A 20,286-nucleotide genomic window follows, 5' to 3' on the forward strand; every position below is an offset into this window, starting at 1 on the left:
ATGAGCAAGCTTCTGACGCTGCGCGGCGCAAAACGCGGGTTTTCATATCTCGTGATCGGTGGCTGGTCGGCCCTTTCTGTCTTTTTCGTGCTCTGGATCATTCTCGCCTCACTGAAGCGCAACCGTGACCTTTTCGGAAAACCTTGGTCGATCCCGCTTGATCCCGCCTGGGGCAACTACGCCAAGACCTGGGTGAACAGCCGCTTCGGCGACTATTTTCTCAACAGCCTGATCGTCACCTCCGTCTCGGTCATCGCCCTTCTCCTCGTCTCGGTGCCGGCCGCCTATGTGCTGAGCCGCGGGCGCTTTGCCGGGCGGGCGGCGCTGTCGAACTTCTTTGCCTTCGGCATGGGTGTGCCGATCCCGCTGCTCTTCGTGCCGCTCTTCGTCATCATGACGACGCTGAGGCTCGGCGACAGCCTGACGGGGCTCTCCCTCGTCTATGTGGCGCTTTCCATTCCGTTCAGCATCTATGTGCTGGAAGGCTTCTTCGCCTCGCTGCCATCCGAACTGGAATCAGCGGCGATCATCGACGGCTGTTCGGATTTCCAGGTGTTCCGGCACGTCATGCTGCCGCTCGCCGGCCCCGGCATCGCCACGGTCGCGATCCTCAACTTCGTCGGCTTGTGGAACGAGTACCAGCTCTCGCTCGTGCTCCTCAACAGCCCGGAGAACCGGACGCTCTCGCTCGGCATCTATTCGCTGATCACGTCCATGCAATATTCGGGCGGCGACTGGGCCGGCCTCTTCGCCGGCGTCACCATCGTGATGGTGCCGACGATCATTCTCTTCATCATCCTCTCCGAGCGGATGATCAGCGGTATCACCATGGGAGGCGTCAAGTGAACCGGACCCTGCAGAAACCCCGCGCCGAGGGCGTCACGACAATCGAGCAAACGGTCGTGACCCTGCCGATGTCCCATCTTGGCGACCCGAGCCGACTGCCGCGCCTGCGCTGGCAGCAGCCGATCCCGGACAAGGCGACACCACCGTCGCGCGGCCTTACCGCGGAAGAAAGCGCCAACGCCTTCGACTGGGGCAAGGATTCCATCCTGCCCTACCGCGTCTATGACGACTACGACCGCGCACAGCAGCCCGCAGACATGCCGCTGATCGTGCTCGACAACGGCCGGCTGCGCATCGCTGTCGCTCCGCAATATGGCGGGCGCATCATGCAGCTCTACGACTACGCGCTCGGCCGCGATCTCGTCTTCCGCAATCCCGTCTTCCAGCCGGCCAATCTGGCTGCGCTGAACGCCTGGTTTTCCGGCGGTATCGAATGGAACGGGCTTATCCCCGGCCATACGCCCTTCACCGCGGCCCCGGTCTTTGCCGGCGTCGTCGAAACGGAGCGCGGCCCGGTGCTGCGCATCTACGAGTTCGACCGTATCGTCGAGGCCACCTGGCAGATCGATCTCTTCCTGCCGGCGGGCGAGGACCGGCTCTATGTGCACGGGCGCATCGTCAATGCCGCGCCGGTGGAAAAACACGCCTATTGGTGGACCAATGTCGCCGTACCGGCGAGTGCCGGCATGCGCGTCATCAGCCCTGCGGATTATGCGATCGAACATGTCCTGCCGGGCAACGAGCTTGCGCGCTTCGCTTTTCCCGATCCGGCGCGCTTCGATGGCTCCTATCCGGGCCTCTGGAAGGGGGCGACATCGGTCTTCTTCCGCAAGCCTGATGCAAAGCGCCTGTTCATTGCCGCCCTCGACAGGACGGGCACCGGCCTTGCGCAGACGGCGACATCGGGCCTGAAGGGCCGGAAGTTCTTCTATTTCGGCACGGCGGCCGGCGGGCAGCACTGGATGGACTATCTCGCGCGCAAGGACGAGGGCGACTACATCGAGATTCAGGCCGGCATCACGCCGACGCAGAACCAGCGCTTCGTGCTGGCTGCGGAAAGCGAAACGCGCTGGACCGAGGTCTATGGCGGCCTGTCGGTCGATCCGGCCGCAGCCCATTGCGAGAGCTATGCGATCGCTGAACGCGCGACGGCGGAGGCGGTGGATCGGCGCTTCCCGCAGGCCGACCTCACGGAAGTCGACGGGTTCCTGACGCGCCTGTCGCAGATGCCGGTCGATCGTCGCCTTGCCGCGGGCTCGCCCTGGGGCGGCCGGCAGGAAAAACTCACCGGCAAGCCGCTTGCCGCAGGCCTCGATTTCTCCGTCGACCGGCCCGCCGACCTCTGGGACGACCTTGCAGAAAGCGGCAAGATCTCTGCAGCCAACCTGACCCGTGTTCCCGCCGACCTTGCGGTTTCGGACGCCTGGGTCGCGGCGCTGGAGCGCAGCGCCGAAGCACAGGGGAAGACATGGCTGCATGAGCTGTTGCTCGGCATCGCCGCGCTCGACCGCGAGAACGTGGCAACGGCGCGCGACCTGTTCGCACGCTCGACGGCGGTGCACCCAAGCTGGCTGGGGCTGCGCCAGCAGGCTCTGATCACGGAGAACGGCGCGGAGGCCGAGCGGCTCTATCTTGCCGCCTGGAAGGCCGAGGATGCCCCGGCCGAGCTGGCTGTCGAGATCGTGCAATTCCTGCTGCGTGCCGACCGGTCCGCCGCGCTTGAAATCTTCCTGGCCGACCTTCCGGAGGCTGTCGCAGCGCAGGAGCGCATCGTGCTCGCCCGCGCCTCGGTGGCGGCGACGCAGGGTGATCTCGATACGCTGGAAGCGCTGCTGGCGGTCGAGTTCGCGACCATCCGCGAAGGCGAGGATCTTTCGGCCGACCTCTGGCACGCCCTGCAGACGGGTCGGCTGGAACAGCGGCTGGGCCGCGCGCCCACTGCCGCCGAACTGGAAACGCACAACAGGGCCAACCCTTTGCCGGAACATCTCGATTTCCGCATGCGGGTCGTGCTCGAAGACGGGACGAACTGATGACGACGGTCGAGATCCGCGAGCTTCGCAAATCCTATGGCAGCCTGGAGATCATCCGCAGCGCCGACCTTGCCATTTCGAGCGGCGAGTTCGTCGTGCTGGTCGGGCCGTCGGGCTGCGGCAAGTCCACGCTGCTGCGCTGCATTGCCGGGCTGGAGCCGATCAGCGGCGGCACCCTCGCCATCGACGGTGAGGACATGACCGCGGCCGATCCGGTGAAACGGGGCGTCGCCATGGTCTTCCAGTCCTACGCGCTCTATCCGCACATGACGGTCGCCGAGAACATCGGTTTCGGCCTGAAGATCGCGGGCACGCCGAAACCGGACATCCGGGCGCGCGTGATCGAGGTGGCAAAACTCCTCAAGCTGGAGGCGCTGCTCGACCGCAAGCCGAAGGCGCTTTCCGGCGGCCAGCGCCAGCGCGTGGCGATCGGCCGGGCGCTGGCGCGCAATCCGCGCATCTTCCTGTTCGATGAGCCGCTGTCCAATCTCGATGCCTCGCTCAGGGGCGAGATGCGCGTCGAGCTGGCCAAGCTCCACGCCAAGCTCGGCAACACCATGATCTACGTGACGCATGACCAGGTGGAGGCCATGACGCTTGCCGACCGCATGGTGGTGATGCGGCAGGGGATCATTGAACAGGTCGGCGCGCCGCTCGAACTCTTCAACAACCCGATCAACCGTTTCGTCGCCGGCTTCCTCGGGCAGCCGCCGATGAATTTCATCCGCTTCGCTTCGGCTGCAAATGAGGGGCAGGCGGTGACAGGTACGCTTCCCGGCGCCGGGCGTGTTGCCCTCGACCTGCCGCCCTCGGCCATACCTTCATCGCTGGAGGGGCTGGAGCTCGGTGTCCGCCCGGAGGATATGACCGTGTCCGACGGCGGCGAACTGAGCGCGACGGTGGAGGTGGTGGAACAGCTCGGCGGCGAGACCATCGTCTACGGCCGGCTGGCGGACGGCCAGGCCCTGACGGCAAAGCTTGCCGGCCAGGCGGGTGTCAGGGCTGGCGACCGGCTCTCCTTCACGCTGGCGCAGGAGCGCCTGCAACTCTTTGATGCGATGGGCCGCAACTTGCGTTACCGGATGCGAGAGGCCGGTGCGCAGCCCGGCAGTCTGGTCGAAAGGAGTGTGCCTTGACCTCTGTTCCCCCACCCGGCCAGACCCTGATCGAGACCGTTTCCGCCGATTTGCCGGAACTCAACAAGACCTTCCGGCGTGTGGCGCAGTACATGCTCGCCGCGCCGGAGGGCTTCATGCACAAGCCGGTGCAGGAGATTGCCGCCGCCGCGGAGGTGAGCGAGCCCTCCGTCATCCGCTTCTGCCGTCGCTACGGTTACAAGGGCATTCCGGATTTCCGCATCGCGCTTGCCATGGCGCTGGCGAACGGGCCGGCAGCCGAGCGCAGCTCGTTCCTCGAGCCGCAGATCACCGACAAGGCGGTGGTCAACCTCGCACTGAAGCGTGCCATCGCGCGCCACGCGCGCACGCTGATCGGCACGGACCGCTCGATCATCATCGATTCCGGTTCGACCGCCCAGCTCTTCGCCGAAACGCTTCGCGATGCCGATCCGCTGGCGGTGATGACCACCGGCCTCAACATCGTCGATGCGCTGCGCGGGGCAACGCAGCATTCCATCATGCTGCCGGGCGGCGTGCTGCGCCATGAATCGCGCTCGCTCTCCGGCCGCATGGTGGAGAACACGCTTGCCAACATGCATTTCGACGCCGTTTATCTCGGTGCCGACGCCATCGATCCCGCCTCCGGCCTCAGCACCTTCAACGAGGACGAAGCGCACCAGAACACGGCGATGATCCAGGTTTCGCGGCGTGTCGTCGTGCTGGCGGATTCGACGAAGTTCCGCGCGCCCGGCCTGCACCGCTTCTGCGAGATCGAGCGCATCCACACGATCATCACCGATACCGGTCTTGGCGACGACGTGGTCGCCGCGATCGAGGCGCGGGGCGTTGCCGTTCACCGCGTGGAACCAATCGAAGAGACTGCAAAATGACGTCGCAAAGCGCTTCCACCGCCATCCCCGGCCTCGACCGCTGGGACACCACACGGGAAATCTGCCAGCAGCCCGCGGTCTGGCGGGCTTTCGCCCTCGAACTTGCCGGCATTGCCGCCGAAATCCGCCCATGGCTGGCAAGCCGCGCGCATGATGAGGTGTGGTTCTGCGGTGCCGGCACCTCCGCCTTCATCGGCGAGACGCTGGCATCCTATCTCAACCGCGCCGCCGGCCCTGCGCGCTTCCGCGCCGTGCCGACGACGGACCTCGTGTCTAGCCCGTTGAGCTTCCTGAGGCCCAGCGCACGCAGGCTGGTCGTTTCCTTCGGCCGCAGCGGCAACAGTTCGGAAACCCTTGGCACCCTCCGGCTGCTGGATGCGCATGCGCCAGAGGCAGACCGCCTGCACATCACCTGCAACGCCGAGAGCGCTTTGGCGCGGCCGATGGGGCCGGGGCCGGGCGAACAACGGACGATCCTGCTGCCGCCGGAAACGAACGACCGCGGCTTCGCCATGACCTCCAGCTACACGACGATGCTGCTTTCGGCGCTCGCCTGCTTCGATCCCGCCCCGCCCGACGAGCCGACCGCGCTGCTGGCGCGCCTTGCCGATGCGGCGGAGGGACTGATCGGCCGCGGTTTTGCCGATCTTGCTAGGCTCGCCACGCCCGAGCGCGTCGTCTTCCTCGGTTCCGGTCCGCTGATTGGCTCGGCGCGGGAATGTGCACTCAAAGTGCTGGAGCTGACGGCCGGCGGCATCGCCACGTCCTGGGATTCGACGCTCGGCTTTCGCCACGGCCCGAAGGCGGTGGTGAACAAGAATACGCTGGTCTTCGTCCTGCAATCGGCCGATCCGTTCACGCAGGCCTATGACATCGACCTTGCCCGGGAGATCGCCGTGCAGTTCGGTCCCCAGGCCATCGTCCGGCTCGGCCCGGCGACGGGCGGCGCTGATATCGACGTGCCCGCCATCGGTAACGATGCCTGGGGTTCTGTGCTGCATGTCATCGTTGCGCAGATGCTGGCCGTGATCTGGTCGGACCGGCTCGGTTTTGCGGTCGATGACCCCTTTGCCGGCCGGAACCTTACCCGTGTCGTTGCCGGCGTGACGCTCTACGACCTGCCGAAGCCCGCCCCGGCCGCCTATGGCGCCATCGATGTCGGTGGTTCGAAGATCGAGGCGGCGTTGTTCGGGGACGACTTGCAGCCGATCGAAAAGCGCAGGATCGATACCCGCAAGGACAGCTACGACGACCTCGTGGCGGCGATTGCCGAGCAGGCCGGCTGGCTCGAGGCAAAAGCCGGCAACCTTGCCGCCATCGGCATCGGCCTGCCGGGACTGATCGATGCAGCGACCGGGCTTTCGGTGACCTCCAATCTGCCGGCGACCGGGCGCAGCCTTGGCGCCGACGTTTCGGCGTGCCTCGGCCGCCGCGTGCCGGTGGAGAACGACTGCAAGTGTTTTGCCCTGTCGGAAGCCAATGGTGGAGCGGGCGAGGGCCATCGCACCGTCTTCGGCCTCATTCTCGGCACGGGCGTCGGTGGTGGTGTTTGCGTCGATGGCCGGCTGGTGAAGGGCCTCAACGGGCTTCCCGGCGAGGTCGGCCATTTCGGCCTGCCGGCCGAGCGTGTGGCGACGTACGGCCTGCCGCTCGTCGCCTGCGGTTGCGGACGCACCGGATGCTACGAGACCTACGTGTCCGGCCCCGGCCTGACACGCCTCGCGCAGCATGTTGCCGCTCGGCAGCTGCGGGCGGAGGAGATCGTCGAGGCTGCGGCCGGAGGCGACGCGGCGATGCGGTCCGTACTGGACATCTGGCTCGACCTGCTCTGCGAACTCGTTCACACGATCCAGCTGACGATCGACGCGGACTGCGTCGTGCTCGGCGGCGGCCTGTCGCGCATGGCTGGCCTTGCCGACGACCTTGCCGCGGCCTTCGAGGCGCACAAGCTGACGGGCGTGCGCAGCCCTGTCTTCCGGATTGCGCTGCATGGTGATGCCAGCGGCACCCGGGGCGCGGCCATCCTTGCCCGCCAATCGCTGCGGGAGGGCCGGCCATGAAGGAGCTGCGTGCTCTGATCGCCCGCAACCGCGCGGGTTCGGGCGAGACCATGCCCTCCGTGTGCTCGGCGCATCCGGATGTCATCGCCGCCGCACTTCTTCTCGCCGAAGAGCATGGGGTGCCGTTGCTCGTCGAGGCGACGAGCAATCAGGTCAACCAGTTCGGTGGCTACACCGGTATGCAACCGGCCGATTTCATCCGCTTCGTGCACGAGATTCGCGATCGCGTCGGCGCATCGGGCCAGCCACTGCTCTTCGGCGGCGACCATCTCGGGCCGCAGGTGTGGCGCAGCCAGCCGGCCGATGTGGCGATAGCGCATGCGCGGGACCTCGTGGCGGCCTATGTACGTGCCGGTTTTACCAAGATCCATCTCGACTGCTCGGAAGGCTGCGCGGGCGAGCCCGCCCAGGTGGCCGATGCGGTCAGCGCCGCGCGGGCGGCCGAACTTGCCGGCGTCTGCGAGGCCGCCACTGACGACCCGTCGTCGCTGAGCTACATGTATGGCACGGAAGTGCCGCCGCCCGGCGGTGCCCGGGCGGAGGAGGGTGGACAGGGAATCGCCCCGACGACGCCGGAAAGCGCAGAGGCCACCATCGCGGCGCATCGCGATCATTTCGAGGCCCTGGGGCTTCATGGTGCCTGGCAACGGGCAGTGGGCCTCGTGGTCCAGCCGGGCCTGGAGTTTGCGCCGGACCACATCCATGCCTTCGATTCGGCAACGCCCGATCGCCTGTCGCCGGTGCTGCGCGATCGTCCCGGCCTGAGTTTCGAGGCTCATTCCACAGATTACCAGGCGCCGGACGTCTATCCCGAGCTCGGGCGGCGTCATTTCGCGGTGCTGAAGGTCGGTCCGGCGCTGACCCATGCCTATCGCCAGGCGGTCTATGCGCTGGAAGGTGTGTCGGACTGGATCGGTGCGGAGCCGGAGCGTCCGCGTGTTCCTGCCGTCATGGAGGACCTGATGCTGGCCGATCCCGCGAACTGGCGCAAACATTACAGCGGTGGCGAGGCACAGCTTCGCCTGCTGCGGCACTTCAGTTATGCCGACCGAATCCGCTACTACTGGACCCAGCCGGCGGCGCGGCAGGCGGTGGAGCGCCTGATGTCCCTCCTCGGCGAGACCCGGCCGCCGCGCATGGTGCTGGAGCAATATTTCGCGCCTGGCGTTCTTGCGCGTGCCGATCGCCTGGCATCGCGCGTGCGCGACTGGCGGTTGGCTCTCGTCTATGCGCAGATCCAGGCGGCGCTTGCGCCCTACTATGCGGCGTCTGCGAGGTCCGCGGGATGACGGTCATCGCCGGGCAGGACGTGGCTCCCTTCGATATCGACGCGACCGAGGCGTGGTGGCTCGTGCCGGAGAGGCTTTTCGACGGCGAGACGCTCGATACGGGTCGCGCCGTGCGCATCGTGGCGGGACGCATCGACGACCTGCACCCGGTTGTGGAGGCGGGGCGGGACGACCTGCCCGTCTGGCGGACGAACGGCCTCGCATCGCCTGGATTCTTCGACGTGCAGGTCAATGGCGGCGGCGGTGTCATGGTCAACGGCACGCCGACGGCCGATGGTCTCCGCGCCATCGCCGCTGCGCATCGGCCGGGCGGCACGACGGCCATCCTGCCGACGCTTATCACGGATGCGCCCGAGGTGATGGAAAAGGCCGTCTCAGCCGTGATCGCCGCGGTCGGGCGGGATGGCATCGTCGGCGTTCATCTCGAAGGCCCGCATATCAGCGTGGCACGCAAGGGGGCGCACAATCCACGCTTCATCCGCCCGATTGACGACGATACGCTTTCCTGTGTCCGGCGCCTGCGCGCCGCCAATGTGCCCGTCCTCCTGACGCTCGCGCCGGAATGCGTGCCGCCGGGAACGATCGCGTCGCTGCGCGCGATGGGCGTCGTCGTCTCGCTCGGCCATACCGCGGCCGATGCCGCGACGACGCGGGCCGCGATTGCGGAGGGCGCGCGAGCGGTGACCCATCTCTACAATGCGATGACGCCCATCACCTCGCGCGAGCCGGGTGTCGTGGGCGCCGCGCTCGACAGCGATCTTTATTGTGGCTTCATTGCCGACGGGCACCATGTGGACGATGCGGTGCTGCGCCTGGCAATCCGTTCCCGTCCGATGGTCGGGCGCATGGTGCTCGTCTCGGATGCCATGTCGACGTGGAACGGGCCGGATCATTTCACCCTCTATGGCGAGACCATCCGCCTTGAAGGCGGCAAGCTGGTGAACAGTATCGGCTCGCTGGCCGGCGTGCATACCGACATGGCGACCTCGCTGCGGCGGCTGGTCGATGTCGTGGGTGTTCCTCTCGAGGACGCGTTGAAGATGGCAACGGCAAATCCGAGCCGCCTCATGAGGCTGGAGGCAAACGTCGGCTTCCTCAGGCCTGGCATGCCCGCCGATATCGTCCTGCTCGGCGGCCTGTAAGGCCAATTGATACTCAGCCGATGCCGGTCTGCAAATGGCGAATTTCCGCGCTTCCGGTGCTCGCGCACCGAAAGGACGCTGCGCTGTGGATCGTAAAAAACATCAGGCTTGGGTCTGGCCGCTTCATCACTCGATGATCCGGTCGTTGGCGGGTCTGTATGCCCCGCGCTGGCCGGCCTGTGACGGTGGGCGTATTAGCCGCCGATGTGCGCCCAGCAGAGTGCCTGTTTCCCGCCGGACCAGATGACGTCGTTGGCGGCGATGCTGGCCGTAGTGCATCGGATTCCTGTCTCCAAGCGCCGCTCTCCCTATCCATGAAATTTACGTTGACAATAGCTGGCGGTAAATCTATTTCGAGGTTTATATGAACCTATATGATAGGTAAAGGCGACGCGATGGAATCGAAGTCGGAACCGGATGCGGTCAGTGGTCAGAAGGGCGGCGAGGGGCTGCTCGGCGGCGTCATGGATGCCGTCCGGATCCATATTCGCGAAAATGGCCTGCAGGTCGGCGATTGGCTGCCGAGCGAGGGGGCCTTCGCGGAAAAACTCGGCGTTTCCCGTGGTATCGTGCGCGAGGCCTATCGGTCGTTGTCCGCACTGACGCTGATCGATATCGGTAACGGCCGGCGCCCTCGGGTGGCGGCGCCCAGGGCAGACGTGCTGGCGCTGGTCACCGATCATGCCGTGCACACCGACCAGGTGACGATCCAGCAGATTTTCGATGTCCGCCGCACGGTCGAGCGCCGGACGGTCGTGCTTGCTGCCATGCGCCGCACCGACCGCGAGGCGGCTGCAATCGTTGCGCTGGCCGAGGCGATGCAGCGGGATTTCGAAGAACCGCAAAAGGTCATGGAGCACGACATCGCCTTTCACGAGGCGATCGGCGCGGCGTCGCGCAATCCGATGTTCTCGCTGATCGTCGGCTCGTTCCATGTGGTGACGCGCCAGACCTGGCCGATCGGCTGGGCAAGCCGCGCCAGCAACGAGACGCGGCAGGAAAGCATCGACGGTCACATGACCATCGCCCAGGCCATCGCCAATGGCGACCCGACGACGGGCGAGCAGGCGATGGTCGAGCATTTCGACCTGACGGTGAAGGCGCTGCTGGCAGCGGGAGTGTACTGAGTATGAAGATCACCGCGTTTGAAACCGTCCGCGCCCGCGACTTTGCCAACATCCTCTGGGTGCGCATCCACACCGACGAAGGCCTTGTTGGGCTTGGCGAGACCTTCTTCATGGCTGCGACCGTGGAGGCCTATATCCACGAGGTCGTGGCGCCGAAACTGCTCGGCCGCGATCCCCTTGAGATCGACCGTATTTCCAAGGATCTGACGGGTTATCTCGGCTTCCGTTCGACGGGGGCGGAAATGCGCGGCAATTCGGCGGTGGATATCGGTCTCTGGGACCTCTTCGGCAAGGCGACGAACCTGCCGGTCGCCCAGTTGCTCGGCGGCTTCTCGCGGCGCGAGATCCGCACCTACAACACCTGCGCCGGTAACACCTACATGCGCGAGGCCAAGGGCCAGCAGACCGGCAATTACGGCATCGGTGGCCCGCGGCGCGACTATGACGACCTTAACGGCTTTCTGGAGCGGGCGGACGAGCTTGCCGAAGACCTCCTGTCGGAGGGCATCACGGCCATGAAGATCTGGCCGTTCGACATCGCGGCGGAAAAGAGCGGCGGCCAGTACATTTCCGGGCTGGATCTGCGCAAGGCGCTCGAACCCTTCGAGAAGATTCGCAAGCGTGTCGGCGACCGCATGGACATCATGGTCGAGTTCCATTCCATGTGGCAACTCACCCCGGCCATCCAGATCGCCCGGGCGCTGGAGCCCTATGCCACCTTCTGGCACGAAGATCCGATCAAGATGGATTCGCTCTCCAGCCTCAAGCGTTATGCGGCGGCAAGCCGCGCGCCGCTCTGCGCCTCGGAGACGCTTGCCACCCGCTGGGCCTTTCGTGATCTGATGGAGACCGATGCTGCCGGCGTCGTCATGCTCGATCTTTCCTGGTGCGGAGGCCTTTCCGAGGCCAAGAAGATCGCCACCATGGCGGAAGCATGGCACCTGCCGGTGGCCCCGCATGACTGCACCGGCCCCGTGGTGCTCGCCGCCTCGACGCACCTGTCGCTGAACGCGCCGAACGCGCTCGTGCAGGAAAGCGTGCGCGCCTACTACAAGACCTGGTACGCCGACCTGACGACGCAACTGCCAACCGTGACGAACGGCATGATCACCGTGCCGCCCGGACCGGGCCATGGCATTGATCTTGCGCCGGATCTCGACCGCAAATTCGACGTCTCGCGCCGGACTTCGGCGCTGGAGTGACCGGCACGGCGCTGGTCGCTTGACTCGTATGGTAGTAGGCTAGTAGCCTTTGACGGAGTGAGGGAGGCTGGAATGCAGAACATCAAACCGCAGCGCGTTCTCTCGGTCGCCGAGGCCGTCGGGCCGCAGGTCTATCGCATCCTGCGCGAGCAGATCATCCAGGCCGAGCTGATGCCGGGCGAGCGCATCTCGGAGGCGGAGATCGCCAAAAGCCTGTCGGTCAGCCGCCAGCCGGTGCGCGAGGCCTTCATCAAGCTGTCGGAGGAGGGGCTGGTGCAGGTCCTGCCGCAGCGCGGCACCTATGTGACGCGGATTTCCACCGCTTCCGTAATGGACGTGCGCTTCGTGCGCGAGGCGATCGAGGCCGATATCGTGCGTCAGGTCACCGCAGAGCATACGGCCGAGACCGTGCGGGAACTGCGCGATCAGATCGCAAGGCAGAAGCAGGTGCCGCAGGACGACCGCGCCACTTTCCTGCGGCTTGACGAACTCTTCCACCACACGCTCGCAGCGGCGGCCGGCCGCGCCTATGCCTGGAGCGTCATCGAAAGCGTCAAGGCGCAGATGGACCGCGTGCGCTTCCTCAGCGTCGACGATATCCAGATCGGCCGGCTGATCGGGCAGCACGAGCGCATTGTCGATGCGATCGCTGCGGGCGATGTCGGCAAGGCCGAAGCGGCGCTGCGCACGCATCTGCGCGAGATCCTCAAATCGCTGCCCGAGATTGCCCGGGCGCGGACGGAATTCTTCGACGGCGTGGAGTGACGCCGGAACAACCACGATTGATGTTCAACGGGAGGTACGCATCATGATGATCCGGAAATTTCTTGCAGGAACGGCCCTCGGCCTGGGGGTGATGGTCTCGGGCGCCAGCGCGGAAGGCCTCAACATTGCCTTCATCAGCCACTCGTCCGCCTCGAACACCTTCTGGCAATCGGTCAAGAAGGGCTACGACGACGCCTGCGAGAAGGTCGGGGCCTCATGCCAGTTGATTCTGACGCAGACCGAAGGCGCGGTCGAGCAGGCCGTCGCCAACCTGCAGGCGGCGATCGCCACGAAGCCAGATGCGATCTTCGTCGCGATCGTCGACAACAAGGCCTATGACAATGTGATCAAGGAAGCCGTCGATGCCGGCATCCTCGTGCTTGCCGTCAATGTCGATGATAGCGAAGGCGCCAAAGGCAATGCACGCAAGGCTTTCATCGGCCAGGGCTTTACAGCGGCCGGCTATTCGCTTGCCAAGGCGCAGTCGGAGAATTTCCCCAAGGAAGGCCCGCTCAGCCTGCTGGTCGGCGTCAACGCGCCGGGCCAGACTTGGTCCGAACAGCGCGCCGGCGGCGTGATGAAGTTCCTGGAAGAATACAAGGCCGCCCATGCCGATCGCGAGATCACCATCACGCGCATCGATTCGGCCACCGACCTCGCGCTGACCGCCGACCGCATCGGCGCCTATCTCAATGCCAACCCGAACACCACGGCCTATTTCGACACTGGCTACTGGCATGCCGGCGTCGCCAAGGTTCTGAAGGACCGGGGCATCGAGCCCGGCAAGGTGCTGCTCGGCGGCTTCGACCTCGTGCCGGAGGTTCTGCAGCAGATGGAAGCCGGCTACGTGCAGGTGCAGGTCGACCAGCAGCCCTACATGCAGGGCTTCATGCCGGTCATGCAGGCCTATCTGTGGAAGACGGCCGGCCTGACGCCGTCGGACATCGACACGGGGCAGGGCATCGTCACGCCCAAGGACGTGCCGACCATTCTCGAAATGGCAAAGCAGGGCCTGCGCTGATCCGGCGCTCCTATGGGAAAACCGGTGCCTTGCCTATGCGGCGGGGCACCGAAGCACGAGTGGAGCCCATGAAGCGGTTTCTGAAAATCTATCTCGACAAGCCGGAGCTTGCCGGCCTCGCCCTCCTGATCATCCTTCTTGCCGTCTTCCAGGTGAAGTCGAACGGCGTGCTTCTCTCCTTCGAGAACGTACGCGGCGTCATGGGTCTTCTGCCGGAAATGGCGCTCGTCGCCATCGGCGTGACGATCCTGATGATCTGCGGCGAGTTCGACCTGTCGGTCGGCTCCGTCTTCGCGCTGATGCCGATGTCGATGGCGGTGATCCTCAATTCCGGCGTGCCCTTCGCCGCCGCCGTGCTGCTCGGCCTTGCCATCTGCGCGGTGATCGGCTTCATCAACGGCTATGTGACGCTGCAATTCTCGATCCCGAGCTTCATCACCACGCTCGGCATGCTGTTCATCGCCCGCTCGCTCACCATCGTCGTATCCGGCGGCTTTCCGCCGCTTCTGCCGTCCGATCTGCCGACCTGGCTCTTTACGGATTACATCTGGCAGGGTGCGCTCTTCCGCATGTCCTTCGTCTGGTTCGTCGGCATTGCCGTTCTTGCCGCGGCGCTGCTGTCGCTCACCAATTTCGGCAACTGGATCCGCGCCACCGGCGGCTTCAACGAGGCGGCGGCCTCGATGGGCATTCCCGTCAAGCGTGTGAAGATCGCCTGCTTCATGCTCTGCTCGGTGCTGGCGGGTTTCGCCGGCCTGCTCCAGGTGCTGCGCCTCGGCTCGCCGCTGCCCTCGATCGGCGAGGGGCTGGAGCTGCAGGCGGTCGCCGCGGCCGTCATCGGCGGCACGGCGCTGGCCGGCGGCATAGGCACGGTTTTCGGCGCCATCATCGGCACTCTGCTCATCCGCACCATTGACAACGGCCTGGTGCTGTCGCGCGTCGATGCCAACTGGTTCAAGTTCGCCATCGGCGTGCTCACCATGTTTGCGGTCATCGCCAATGCCTGGATGGGCAAGATCTCCCGCAAGATCAAGGTGGAGGCGCACAAGTGACGACACCGGTCATCGAATGCCGCAACCTGCAGAAATGGTACAGCGGCGTGCACGCGCTGAAGAATGTCAACCTCACCATCCATCCCGGCGAGACCGTCGGCCTTGTCGGCGACAACGGCGCGGGCAAGTCGACGCTGATCAAGATCCTTTCCGGCGCGCACCACCAGGATTCCGGCGAGGTGCTTATCGAGGGCAAGACCGTCGATCTGCGCAGCCCGAAGGACGCGATGCGTCACGGATTGGAGACGATCTATCAGTACAATTCCATGGTGCCGACCATGTCGATCGCCCGCAATCTCTTCATCGGCCGCGAGCCGTTGAAATGGTCGGTCTTCGGTGTCGGCCTCATGGACCAGAAGCGTATGCGCGCCGAAAGCATGCAGGCCATCGCCGATGTCGATCTGCACCTGCGCTCGCCGGATGCCTTGGTCGGCGAACTGTCCGGCGGCCAGCGGCAGGGCGTGGCGATCGCCCGCGCCATGCATTTCAAGTCCAAGGTGCTGATCCTCGACGAGCCGACCAACCATCTTTCCGTCAAGGAGACGGACAAGGTGATCGGCTTTGTGCGCGGCCTGAAGGCGCAGGGCCTCACCGGCATCTTCATCTCGCACAACATGCAGCACGTCTTCCAGTCCTGCGACCGCATCGTCGCCATGGCGCGTGGCGAGATCGTCTTCGACAAGCCGACCGCTGCAACCTCGATCGACGAGGTCCATGCCCTTCTGTGAGGAGACCATGACAGAGCTTTCAGGAAAGACCGTCCTCATCACCGGTGCGCTCGGCACGCTCGGCCGCGCCCAGGCCGCGCGGCTCGCCCGTGCCGGCGCCAGCCTGCTGCTGCTCGACCGGCCGGGCGCCGAGGGCGGCGCGGCCTTCGCGGCGGATGTTGCCGTAACCCATGGCGTTACGGCTACCTATGTCGGTGAGGACCTCAACGACCTTGCTGCGGCGGAGCGGCGGGCGGAATCGCTTTCGCGCGCGCATGGCGGCATCGACATCCTCATCAACAATGCGGCGCTGATCATCAACAAGCCGTTCGAGGATTTTTCGCTGGAGGAATACGAGGATCAGGTCCGGGTCAATTCCTCCGCTGCCTTCGCGCTCGCCCGGGCCGTCGCGCCGGCGATGAAGGCAAAGCGCTACGGCAAGATCGTCAATTTCTGCTCGGTCACCCTGAATGGGCGCTGGGACGGCTATGTGCCCTATGTCGCCTCGAAGGGCGCGATGCTGGGCCTTACGAAATCGCTGGCGCGCGAACTGGGTCCGCATGGCGTGCGCGTCAACGCGGTGTCACCGGGCGCGGTGGTGTCCGAGGCGGAGGCGCGCGTCTTCGCCGATCGCCTGCAACAGTACAATGACTGGATCCTCGAGAACCAGTCGCTGAAGGCGCGCATCCAGCCGGCGGATGTCGCCGATCTCGTGCATTTCCTCGTCTCGCCGGCCTCAGACATGATTTCCGGCCAGAACATCGCGATCGACGGCGGCTGGTGATGGAGATCGAACTCGACAACGGGGCGGCACGCATCCGCCTGCGTCCCGATCTCGGCGCTGGCCTGACATGCTTCGATGTCAGGCAGGACGGCGTCTGGCAGCCGGTCTTTCGCACGGTGGATCCCGCAACGGACCATCCCTTTGCGCTCGCCAACATCCTCCTCGTGCCGTTCTCCGGGCGGGTCTCCGGCGGCGGGTTTTCCTTCGACGGGGCCTTTCACGCCCTGCCGCGCAATGTGGAGACGGAGCCCTATCCGATCCACGGCAACGGCTTCTCCGCCACATGGACGGAGGCCTCCCGGAGCAGCGATTCCATTACCCTGACCCTGTCGTCGGACGGGCCGGGGCCGTTCCGCTACGATGCGATGCTGTGCTATCGTCTGGAAGGCGCTGGCCTCGTGATGGAACTGAGCCTCGTCAACCGCGCCGAAACACGCCTGCCATATGGTGCCGGCTTCCATCCCTGGTTCGTGCGCGATGCGGATACGACGCTCACTGCGCCGTCGAAGGGCGTCTGGCTGGAGCAGTCCGATCATCTTCCGAAGGCTCATGAGCCCATCGCGAAGCATCCGGATATGGACTTCAACGCGCCAAGGTCCCTGCCGCCGCGGTGGATCAACAACTGGTTCGACGGCTGGGACGGCAAGGCGCGGATCGGCTGGCCGGCGCGTGGTCTGCAGGCCGATATCGAGGCAAGCGAGGTGCTGGACCAGTATGTGGTCTTCTCGCCTGCCGCCGATGCCGATTTCTTCTGTTTCGAACCGGTCAGCCATCCCGTCGATGCCTTCAACCTGCCGGACCGGGCCGACGCCTACGGCCTGAAAGTGCTTTCTCCCGGCGAGACGCTGGACATCTGGACCCGCATCGCCGTTTCGCCACGCAAACCGGCCTGATCCCCGCAAGACATTCGATCTTTCCACCCTGGCAATCGTGGCGTTGCCGGGGCCGATCGCGTGGCCGCGGCGGGGGCATATCCGTACGTGAGCCGTTGACCGTTTTGCAAGGCTTGAAACAGCAATCCATATATGAAAGAATAATTTAAATAAGAATTACGCGGGCGCGACCTCGGGGAGCGCAGGAGGACATGCGCATGCAGGATGAGACAGGACTTCTGGCCGGCCTGACGGTGGTCGATATGAGCCAGTTCCTCTCTGGCCCCTATTGCTCGTTGCGGCTGGCCGATCTCGGCGCCCGCGTGATCAAGATCGAGCGTCCGGACGGCGGTGATCTCTCCCGCAGGCTCTATCTCAGCGACACCGAGGTCGGGGGGGATTCGACGCTCTTCCACGCCATCAACCGCGGCAAGGAAAGCCTCGGCATAGACCTGAAGAACGCCGACGACCTTGCCTTCCTGCGCCGGCTTCTCGGCAAGGCCGACGTGCTCATTCAGAATTTCCGTCCGGGCGTCATCGAACGCCTCGGGCTCGACTATGCGGCCGTCAAGGCGATCAACCCGGCAATCGTCTATGCCTCGATCAGCGGCTATGGCGAGGATGGCCCCTGGGTCATGCGGCCAGGGCAGGATCTCCTGGCGCAGGCACGCTCCGGTCTGATGTGGCTGAACGGCGACGCGGCGCAAGGACCGGTGCCCTTCGGCCTGGCGGTCGCCGACATGCTCGCCGGCGCCAATGCCTGCCAGGGCATTCTCGCCGCCCTCGTGCGCCGCGGTATTTCTGGCAAGGGTGCCCATATCCAGACGAGCCTGCTCGAAAGCCTCATCGATTTCCAGTTCGAGGTGCTGACCACCCATCTCAACGACGGCGGCCGCAAGCCGAAGCGCTCGGATTTCCGTAGCGCGCATGCCTATCTTTCCGCACCCTACGGCGTCTATCCGGCGAAGGACGGGTATCTTGCGATCGCCATGACGCCACTCGGCCGCCTGCAGGATCTGCTGCAGATCGAGGCGCTGGCACCCTATCGCGACGACAGCAAGGCCTGGTTCACCGCGCGCGATGCGATCAAGAGAACCATCGCCGAGTGCATTGCGAGCGAAACCGTCGACCATTGGCTCTCCATCCTGGAGCCCGCCGATATCTGGTGCTCGAAGGTGCTGGAATGGCCGGAGCTTCTGGCCAGCGATGGTTTCCGCATCCTCGACATGCTGCAGACGGTGACGCGTGAAGATGCGGTTTCGATCGGCACGACCCGCTGCCCTGTGCGGGTGAACGGTCAGCGCCCGGCCGGCCATCGCGCCGCACCGCGCATCGGCGAGCACTCGGCGACGATCCGTGCGGAGTTTGCGTGATGAGCGCGATCACGCTCAGGGGCATGACCTGGAGCCATCCGCGCGGCTATGATCCGATGGTTGCCTGTGCGCAGGACTGGCTTGCCAGAACCGGCGTCACCATCGAATGGGACAAGCGCTCGCTGCAGGACTTCGAGAGTTTTCCGGTCGAGGATCTCGCCCGCCGCTACGATCTCATTGTCATCGATCATCCCCATGTCGGCCAGATCACGGCGGAGAACTGCCTCGCGCCACTTGACCTGCCCGGCCGCGAGGCGGCCTTCGCGGTGCTTGCGGGCGGTTCCGTCGGCCTCTCGTTCCCGAGTTACAACTGGCAGGGCCGCCAATGGGCCTTCCCGGTCGATGCCGCCACGCAGGTACTGGCCTTCCGGCCAGACCGGTTGGCGGCGGCACCGGGCTCGTGGGCAGAGGTTGTTGACCTTGCAAAAGCCGGGGAGATGCTGCTGCCGCTGCGCCCGCCGCATTCCCTGATGTGCCTTTTCACGCTTTGCGGCAATCTCGGCCGACCCTGCTCGGTGGAAAGGGACGTGCCTTTCGTCGATGTCGAAATCGGCGTGCAGGCAATCGAGATGATCCGGGAACTGGCCGCGCTCACCGATGCCGCCTGCACCGAAATGGACCCCATCGCCGTGCTGGACCGGATGGGCGAGGCGGGGTCGCACTACAGCGTCTCGCCACTGATCTACGGTTATGTCAGCTACGCCCTTGCAGGCTTCCGGGCCAATCGCATCGCCTTTGCCGATATGCCGGTTGCCGGCGGTGCGGGACCGGTCGGCTCCGCGTTGGGCGGCACGGGCATCGCCGTGTCCGCCTTCTCGGCGCATCGTAAGGTGGCCGTGGACTTCGCCTACTGGATTGCGGCAGGGCCGCAGCAGGCGGGTCGCTACTGGCAGACCGGTGGCCAGCCCGGTCATGCGGCGGGATGGGAGGACGAGGCGGCCAATGCCGCAACGCTCGGCTTCTACCGCAACACGCGCCAAACGCTGGAGGGTGCCTGGCTGCGTCCTCGCCACGATGGCTACATGTCCTTCCAGGAGGCTGCGTCTGAGCGCATCAATCAGGCCGTGACGGGCCGTGAACCGGCAGGAAAAGCCATAGCGGATCTCAACGCGCTCTTCCTGAAGAGTTTTGCGAGGAGCGGATAAGCCGATGCTTGGGGCGCTGGCGAATCACGCCTTCAAATACGAGGCCTATTGTTCCTCGGCATTGAAGCCGGCGCCCGCCATTTCCGACAGCCTGCGCGTCGTCTCGCCGAGCAGTTGGATGGTCGTCGAGATGTCAGGCGCGACCGGCGCATTGATCAGGGTGATGTAGGGGATCGTCAGGGCGGCAATCGCCCTGCCGTCCGCACCGAGCACGGGCGCGGAGAGGTTGATGACGCCCGCCGTCTGGGCGCTCGGCATCATTTCGTAGCCGCGGGAGCGGATGAGGTCGAGCCGTGCGAGGAATTCCGGCGTGACGCGCACATCCGTACCGCCGTCGCCGACATGCTCGGCGATCATGCGCAGGCGCTCTTCCGGCGAGCGGAAGGCGAGCAGCGCGTGGCCGGAGCCCGTGTCGAACAGGCCGATGCGCGAACCGACGCGGATCGAGATGCCCCAGTAGCCTGGCGCTTCCTGCTGGGCGATGACGACGGGATTGCCGCGGTCGAAGACGACAAGCTGGTTGGCCTGGCGCGAGGTTTCGGCCAGTTCGCGCATCAGCGGTACGGCGAAGGAGACGAGTCGGCGCACCGGCGCGTGCAACTGCGCGAGGCCGAAGAGTTTCAGGGTGAGGGAGAAACGGTCGCCGTCGATGCGGGTGACGTAACCGCGTTTCACCAGTCGGTCGAGCATGCGGTAGAATTCGTTGGGGCTGCGATCGAGCCGCTTGGCGATTTCCGCCTGGGTGAGGCCGCCGTCGACGGCGGCGAGAAGTTCCAGGATGTCGAGGCCCTTGTCGAGCGCTGGCGCCCTGTAGCGATCGTTTTCCTCGTCCGTCACCTGAAATCCTCTAGTGAATGAGC

The 20,286-nt window shown here is 65.4% G+C and carries 18 protein-coding genes; 17 read left to right on the forward strand and 1 reads right to left on the reverse strand.

Annotated elements, in window-relative coordinates:
- The 17 genes from EXZ48_RS04730 (at position 1) to EXZ48_RS04810 (ending at position 19,426) form a co-directional block, all read left to right on the forward strand.
- The gene (locus tag EXZ48_RS04730) at positions 1–846 is read left to right on the forward strand and encodes a carbohydrate ABC transporter permease (RefSeq protein ID WP_130514495.1); all 846 of its coding nucleotides are present in this window, start codon (positions 1–3) and stop codon (positions 844–846) included.
- The gene (locus tag EXZ48_RS04735; protein WP_130514496.1) at positions 843–2,879 is read left to right on the forward strand and encodes a DUF5107 domain-containing protein; all 2,037 of its coding nucleotides are present in this window, start codon (positions 843–845) and stop codon (positions 2,877–2,879) included. The genes EXZ48_RS04730 and EXZ48_RS04735 overlap by 4 nt, the downstream gene beginning before the upstream one ends.
- The gene (locus tag EXZ48_RS04740) at positions 2,879–4,015 is read left to right on the forward strand and encodes an ABC transporter ATP-binding protein (protein WP_130514497.1); all 1,137 of its coding nucleotides are present in this window, start codon (positions 2,879–2,881) and stop codon (positions 4,013–4,015) included. Before EXZ48_RS04735 ends, EXZ48_RS04740 begins: the two co-directional genes overlap by 1 nt.
- The gene (locus EXZ48_RS04745; RefSeq protein WP_050744894.1) at positions 4,012–4,887 is read left to right on the forward strand and encodes a DeoR/GlpR family DNA-binding transcription regulator; all 876 of its coding nucleotides are present in this window, start codon (positions 4,012–4,014) and stop codon (positions 4,885–4,887) included. Before EXZ48_RS04740 ends, EXZ48_RS04745 begins: the two co-directional genes overlap by 4 nt.
- On the forward strand, positions 4,884–6,947 hold the full coding sequence (locus EXZ48_RS34755) for an ROK family protein (protein WP_165909277.1): 2,064 nt from the start codon (positions 4,884–4,886) through the stop codon (positions 6,945–6,947). Before EXZ48_RS04745 ends, EXZ48_RS34755 begins: the two co-directional genes overlap by 4 nt.
- Positions 6,944–8,236, forward strand: coding sequence for a class II D-tagatose-bisphosphate aldolase non-catalytic subunit (locus tag EXZ48_RS04755; protein ID WP_023513665.1), 1,293 nt, complete (start codon positions 6,944–6,946; stop codon positions 8,234–8,236). Before EXZ48_RS34755 ends, EXZ48_RS04755 begins: the two co-directional genes overlap by 4 nt.
- Complete coding sequence (nagA, locus tag EXZ48_RS04760; RefSeq protein WP_130514498.1) at positions 8,233–9,378, forward strand: N-acetylglucosamine-6-phosphate deacetylase; 1,146 nt, start codon at positions 8,233–8,235, stop codon at positions 9,376–9,378. The genes EXZ48_RS04755 and nagA overlap by 4 nt, the downstream gene beginning before the upstream one ends.
- A gap of 395 nt (positions 9,379–9,773) precedes the next feature.
- Positions 9,774–10,505, forward strand: a complete 732-nt coding sequence (locus tag EXZ48_RS04765) for a FadR/GntR family transcriptional regulator (protein ID WP_050744897.1) — start codon at positions 9,774–9,776, stop codon at positions 10,503–10,505.
- Between the two features lie 2 nt (positions 10,506–10,507).
- Positions 10,508–11,707: a mandelate racemase/muconate lactonizing enzyme family protein gene (locus tag EXZ48_RS04770; RefSeq protein WP_130514499.1), complete on the forward strand. Its 1,200-nt coding sequence runs from the start codon at positions 10,508–10,510 to the stop codon at positions 11,705–11,707.
- 72 nt (positions 11,708–11,779) lie between these two features.
- Positions 11,780–12,472, forward strand: coding sequence for a GntR family transcriptional regulator (locus tag EXZ48_RS04775; RefSeq protein ID WP_023513669.1), 693 nt, complete (start codon positions 11,780–11,782; stop codon positions 12,470–12,472).
- Between the two features lie 46 nt (positions 12,473–12,518).
- Complete coding sequence (locus EXZ48_RS04780) at positions 12,519–13,493, forward strand: sugar ABC transporter substrate-binding protein (RefSeq protein WP_037409257.1); 975 nt, start codon at positions 12,519–12,521, stop codon at positions 13,491–13,493.
- 68 nt (positions 13,494–13,561) lie between these two features.
- Entirely contained in the window at positions 13,562–14,545 is a 984-nt protein-coding gene (locus EXZ48_RS04785) for an ABC transporter permease (RefSeq protein ID WP_130514500.1), read from the forward strand.
- Positions 14,542–15,273: an ATP-binding cassette domain-containing protein gene (locus EXZ48_RS04790; protein ID WP_023513672.1), complete on the forward strand. Its 732-nt coding sequence runs from the start codon at positions 14,542–14,544 to the stop codon at positions 15,271–15,273. Before EXZ48_RS04785 ends, EXZ48_RS04790 begins: the two co-directional genes overlap by 4 nt.
- Positions 15,274–15,280: 7 nt before the next feature.
- Entirely contained in the window at positions 15,281–16,036 is a 756-nt protein-coding gene (locus EXZ48_RS04795) for an SDR family oxidoreductase (protein WP_130514501.1), read from the forward strand.
- On the forward strand, positions 16,033–16,929 hold the full coding sequence (locus EXZ48_RS04800; RefSeq protein ID WP_130514502.1) for an aldose 1-epimerase: 897 nt from the start codon (positions 16,033–16,035) through the stop codon (positions 16,927–16,929). Before EXZ48_RS04795 ends, EXZ48_RS04800 begins: the two co-directional genes overlap by 4 nt.
- A gap of 197 nt (positions 16,930–17,126) precedes the next feature.
- Complete coding sequence (locus EXZ48_RS04805) at positions 17,127–18,281, forward strand: CaiB/BaiF CoA-transferase family protein (RefSeq protein WP_130514503.1); 1,155 nt, start codon at positions 17,127–17,129, stop codon at positions 18,279–18,281.
- Positions 18,281–19,426 carry an extracellular solute-binding protein gene (locus EXZ48_RS04810; RefSeq protein WP_130514504.1) on the forward strand — a complete coding sequence of 382 codons (1,146 nt, stop codon included), beginning with the start codon at positions 18,281–18,283 and terminating at the stop codon, positions 19,424–19,426. Before EXZ48_RS04805 ends, EXZ48_RS04810 begins: the two co-directional genes overlap by 1 nt.
- A gap of 45 nt (positions 19,427–19,471) precedes the next feature.
- On the opposite strand, the gene EXZ48_RS04815 is transcribed toward EXZ48_RS04810, so the two are convergent.
- Complete coding sequence (locus EXZ48_RS04815) at positions 19,472–20,263, reverse strand: IclR family transcriptional regulator (RefSeq protein ID WP_023514812.1); 792 nt, start codon at positions 20,261–20,263, stop codon at positions 19,472–19,474.
- Positions 20,264–20,286 lie beyond the last annotated feature (23 nt).

The sequence above is a fragment of the Shinella sp. JR1-6 genome, from assembly GCF_004284735.1.
In the GTDB taxonomy this organism is placed as follows: domain Bacteria; phylum Pseudomonadota; class Alphaproteobacteria; order Rhizobiales; family Rhizobiaceae; genus Shinella.

What these genes read in the sequence shown, in the direction of transcription:
- EXZ48_RS04770 (WP_130514499.1), top strand. Translation starts at nt 10,508, where the DNA reads ATGAAGATCACCGCGTTTGAAACCGTCCGCGCCCGCGACTTTGCCAAC.
- EXZ48_RS04785 (WP_130514500.1), top strand. Translation starts at nt 13,562, where the DNA reads ATGAAGCGGTTTCTGAAAATCTATCTCGACAAGCCGGAGCTTGCCGGC.
- EXZ48_RS04740 (WP_130514497.1), top strand. Translation starts at nt 2,879, where the DNA reads ATGACGACGGTCGAGATCCGCGAGCTTCGCAAATCCTATGGCAGCCTG.
- EXZ48_RS04730 (WP_130514495.1), top strand. Translation starts at nt 1, where the DNA reads ATGAGCAAGCTTCTGACGCTGCGCGGCGCAAAACGCGGGTTTTCATAT.
- EXZ48_RS04810 (WP_130514504.1), top strand. Translation starts at nt 18,281, where the DNA reads ATGAGCGCGATCACGCTCAGGGGCATGACCTGGAGCCATCCGCGCGGC.
- EXZ48_RS04780 (WP_037409257.1), top strand. Translation starts at nt 12,519, where the DNA reads ATGATCCGGAAATTTCTTGCAGGAACGGCCCTCGGCCTGGGGGTGATG.
- EXZ48_RS04805 (WP_130514503.1), top strand. Translation starts at nt 17,127, where the DNA reads ATGCAGGATGAGACAGGACTTCTGGCCGGCCTGACGGTGGTCGATATG.
- nagA (WP_130514498.1), top strand. Translation starts at nt 8,233, where the DNA reads ATGACGGTCATCGCCGGGCAGGACGTGGCTCCCTTCGATATCGACGCG.
- EXZ48_RS04755 (WP_023513665.1), top strand. Translation starts at nt 6,944, where the DNA reads ATGAAGGAGCTGCGTGCTCTGATCGCCCGCAACCGCGCGGGTTCGGGC.
- EXZ48_RS04775 (WP_023513669.1), top strand. Translation starts at nt 11,780, where the DNA reads ATGCAGAACATCAAACCGCAGCGCGTTCTCTCGGTCGCCGAGGCCGTC.
- EXZ48_RS34755 (WP_165909277.1), top strand. Translation starts at nt 4,884, where the DNA reads ATGACGTCGCAAAGCGCTTCCACCGCCATCCCCGGCCTCGACCGCTGG.
- EXZ48_RS04795 (WP_130514501.1), top strand. Translation starts at nt 15,281, where the DNA reads ATGACAGAGCTTTCAGGAAAGACCGTCCTCATCACCGGTGCGCTCGGC.
- EXZ48_RS04765 (WP_050744897.1), top strand. Translation starts at nt 9,774, where the DNA reads ATGGAATCGAAGTCGGAACCGGATGCGGTCAGTGGTCAGAAGGGCGGC.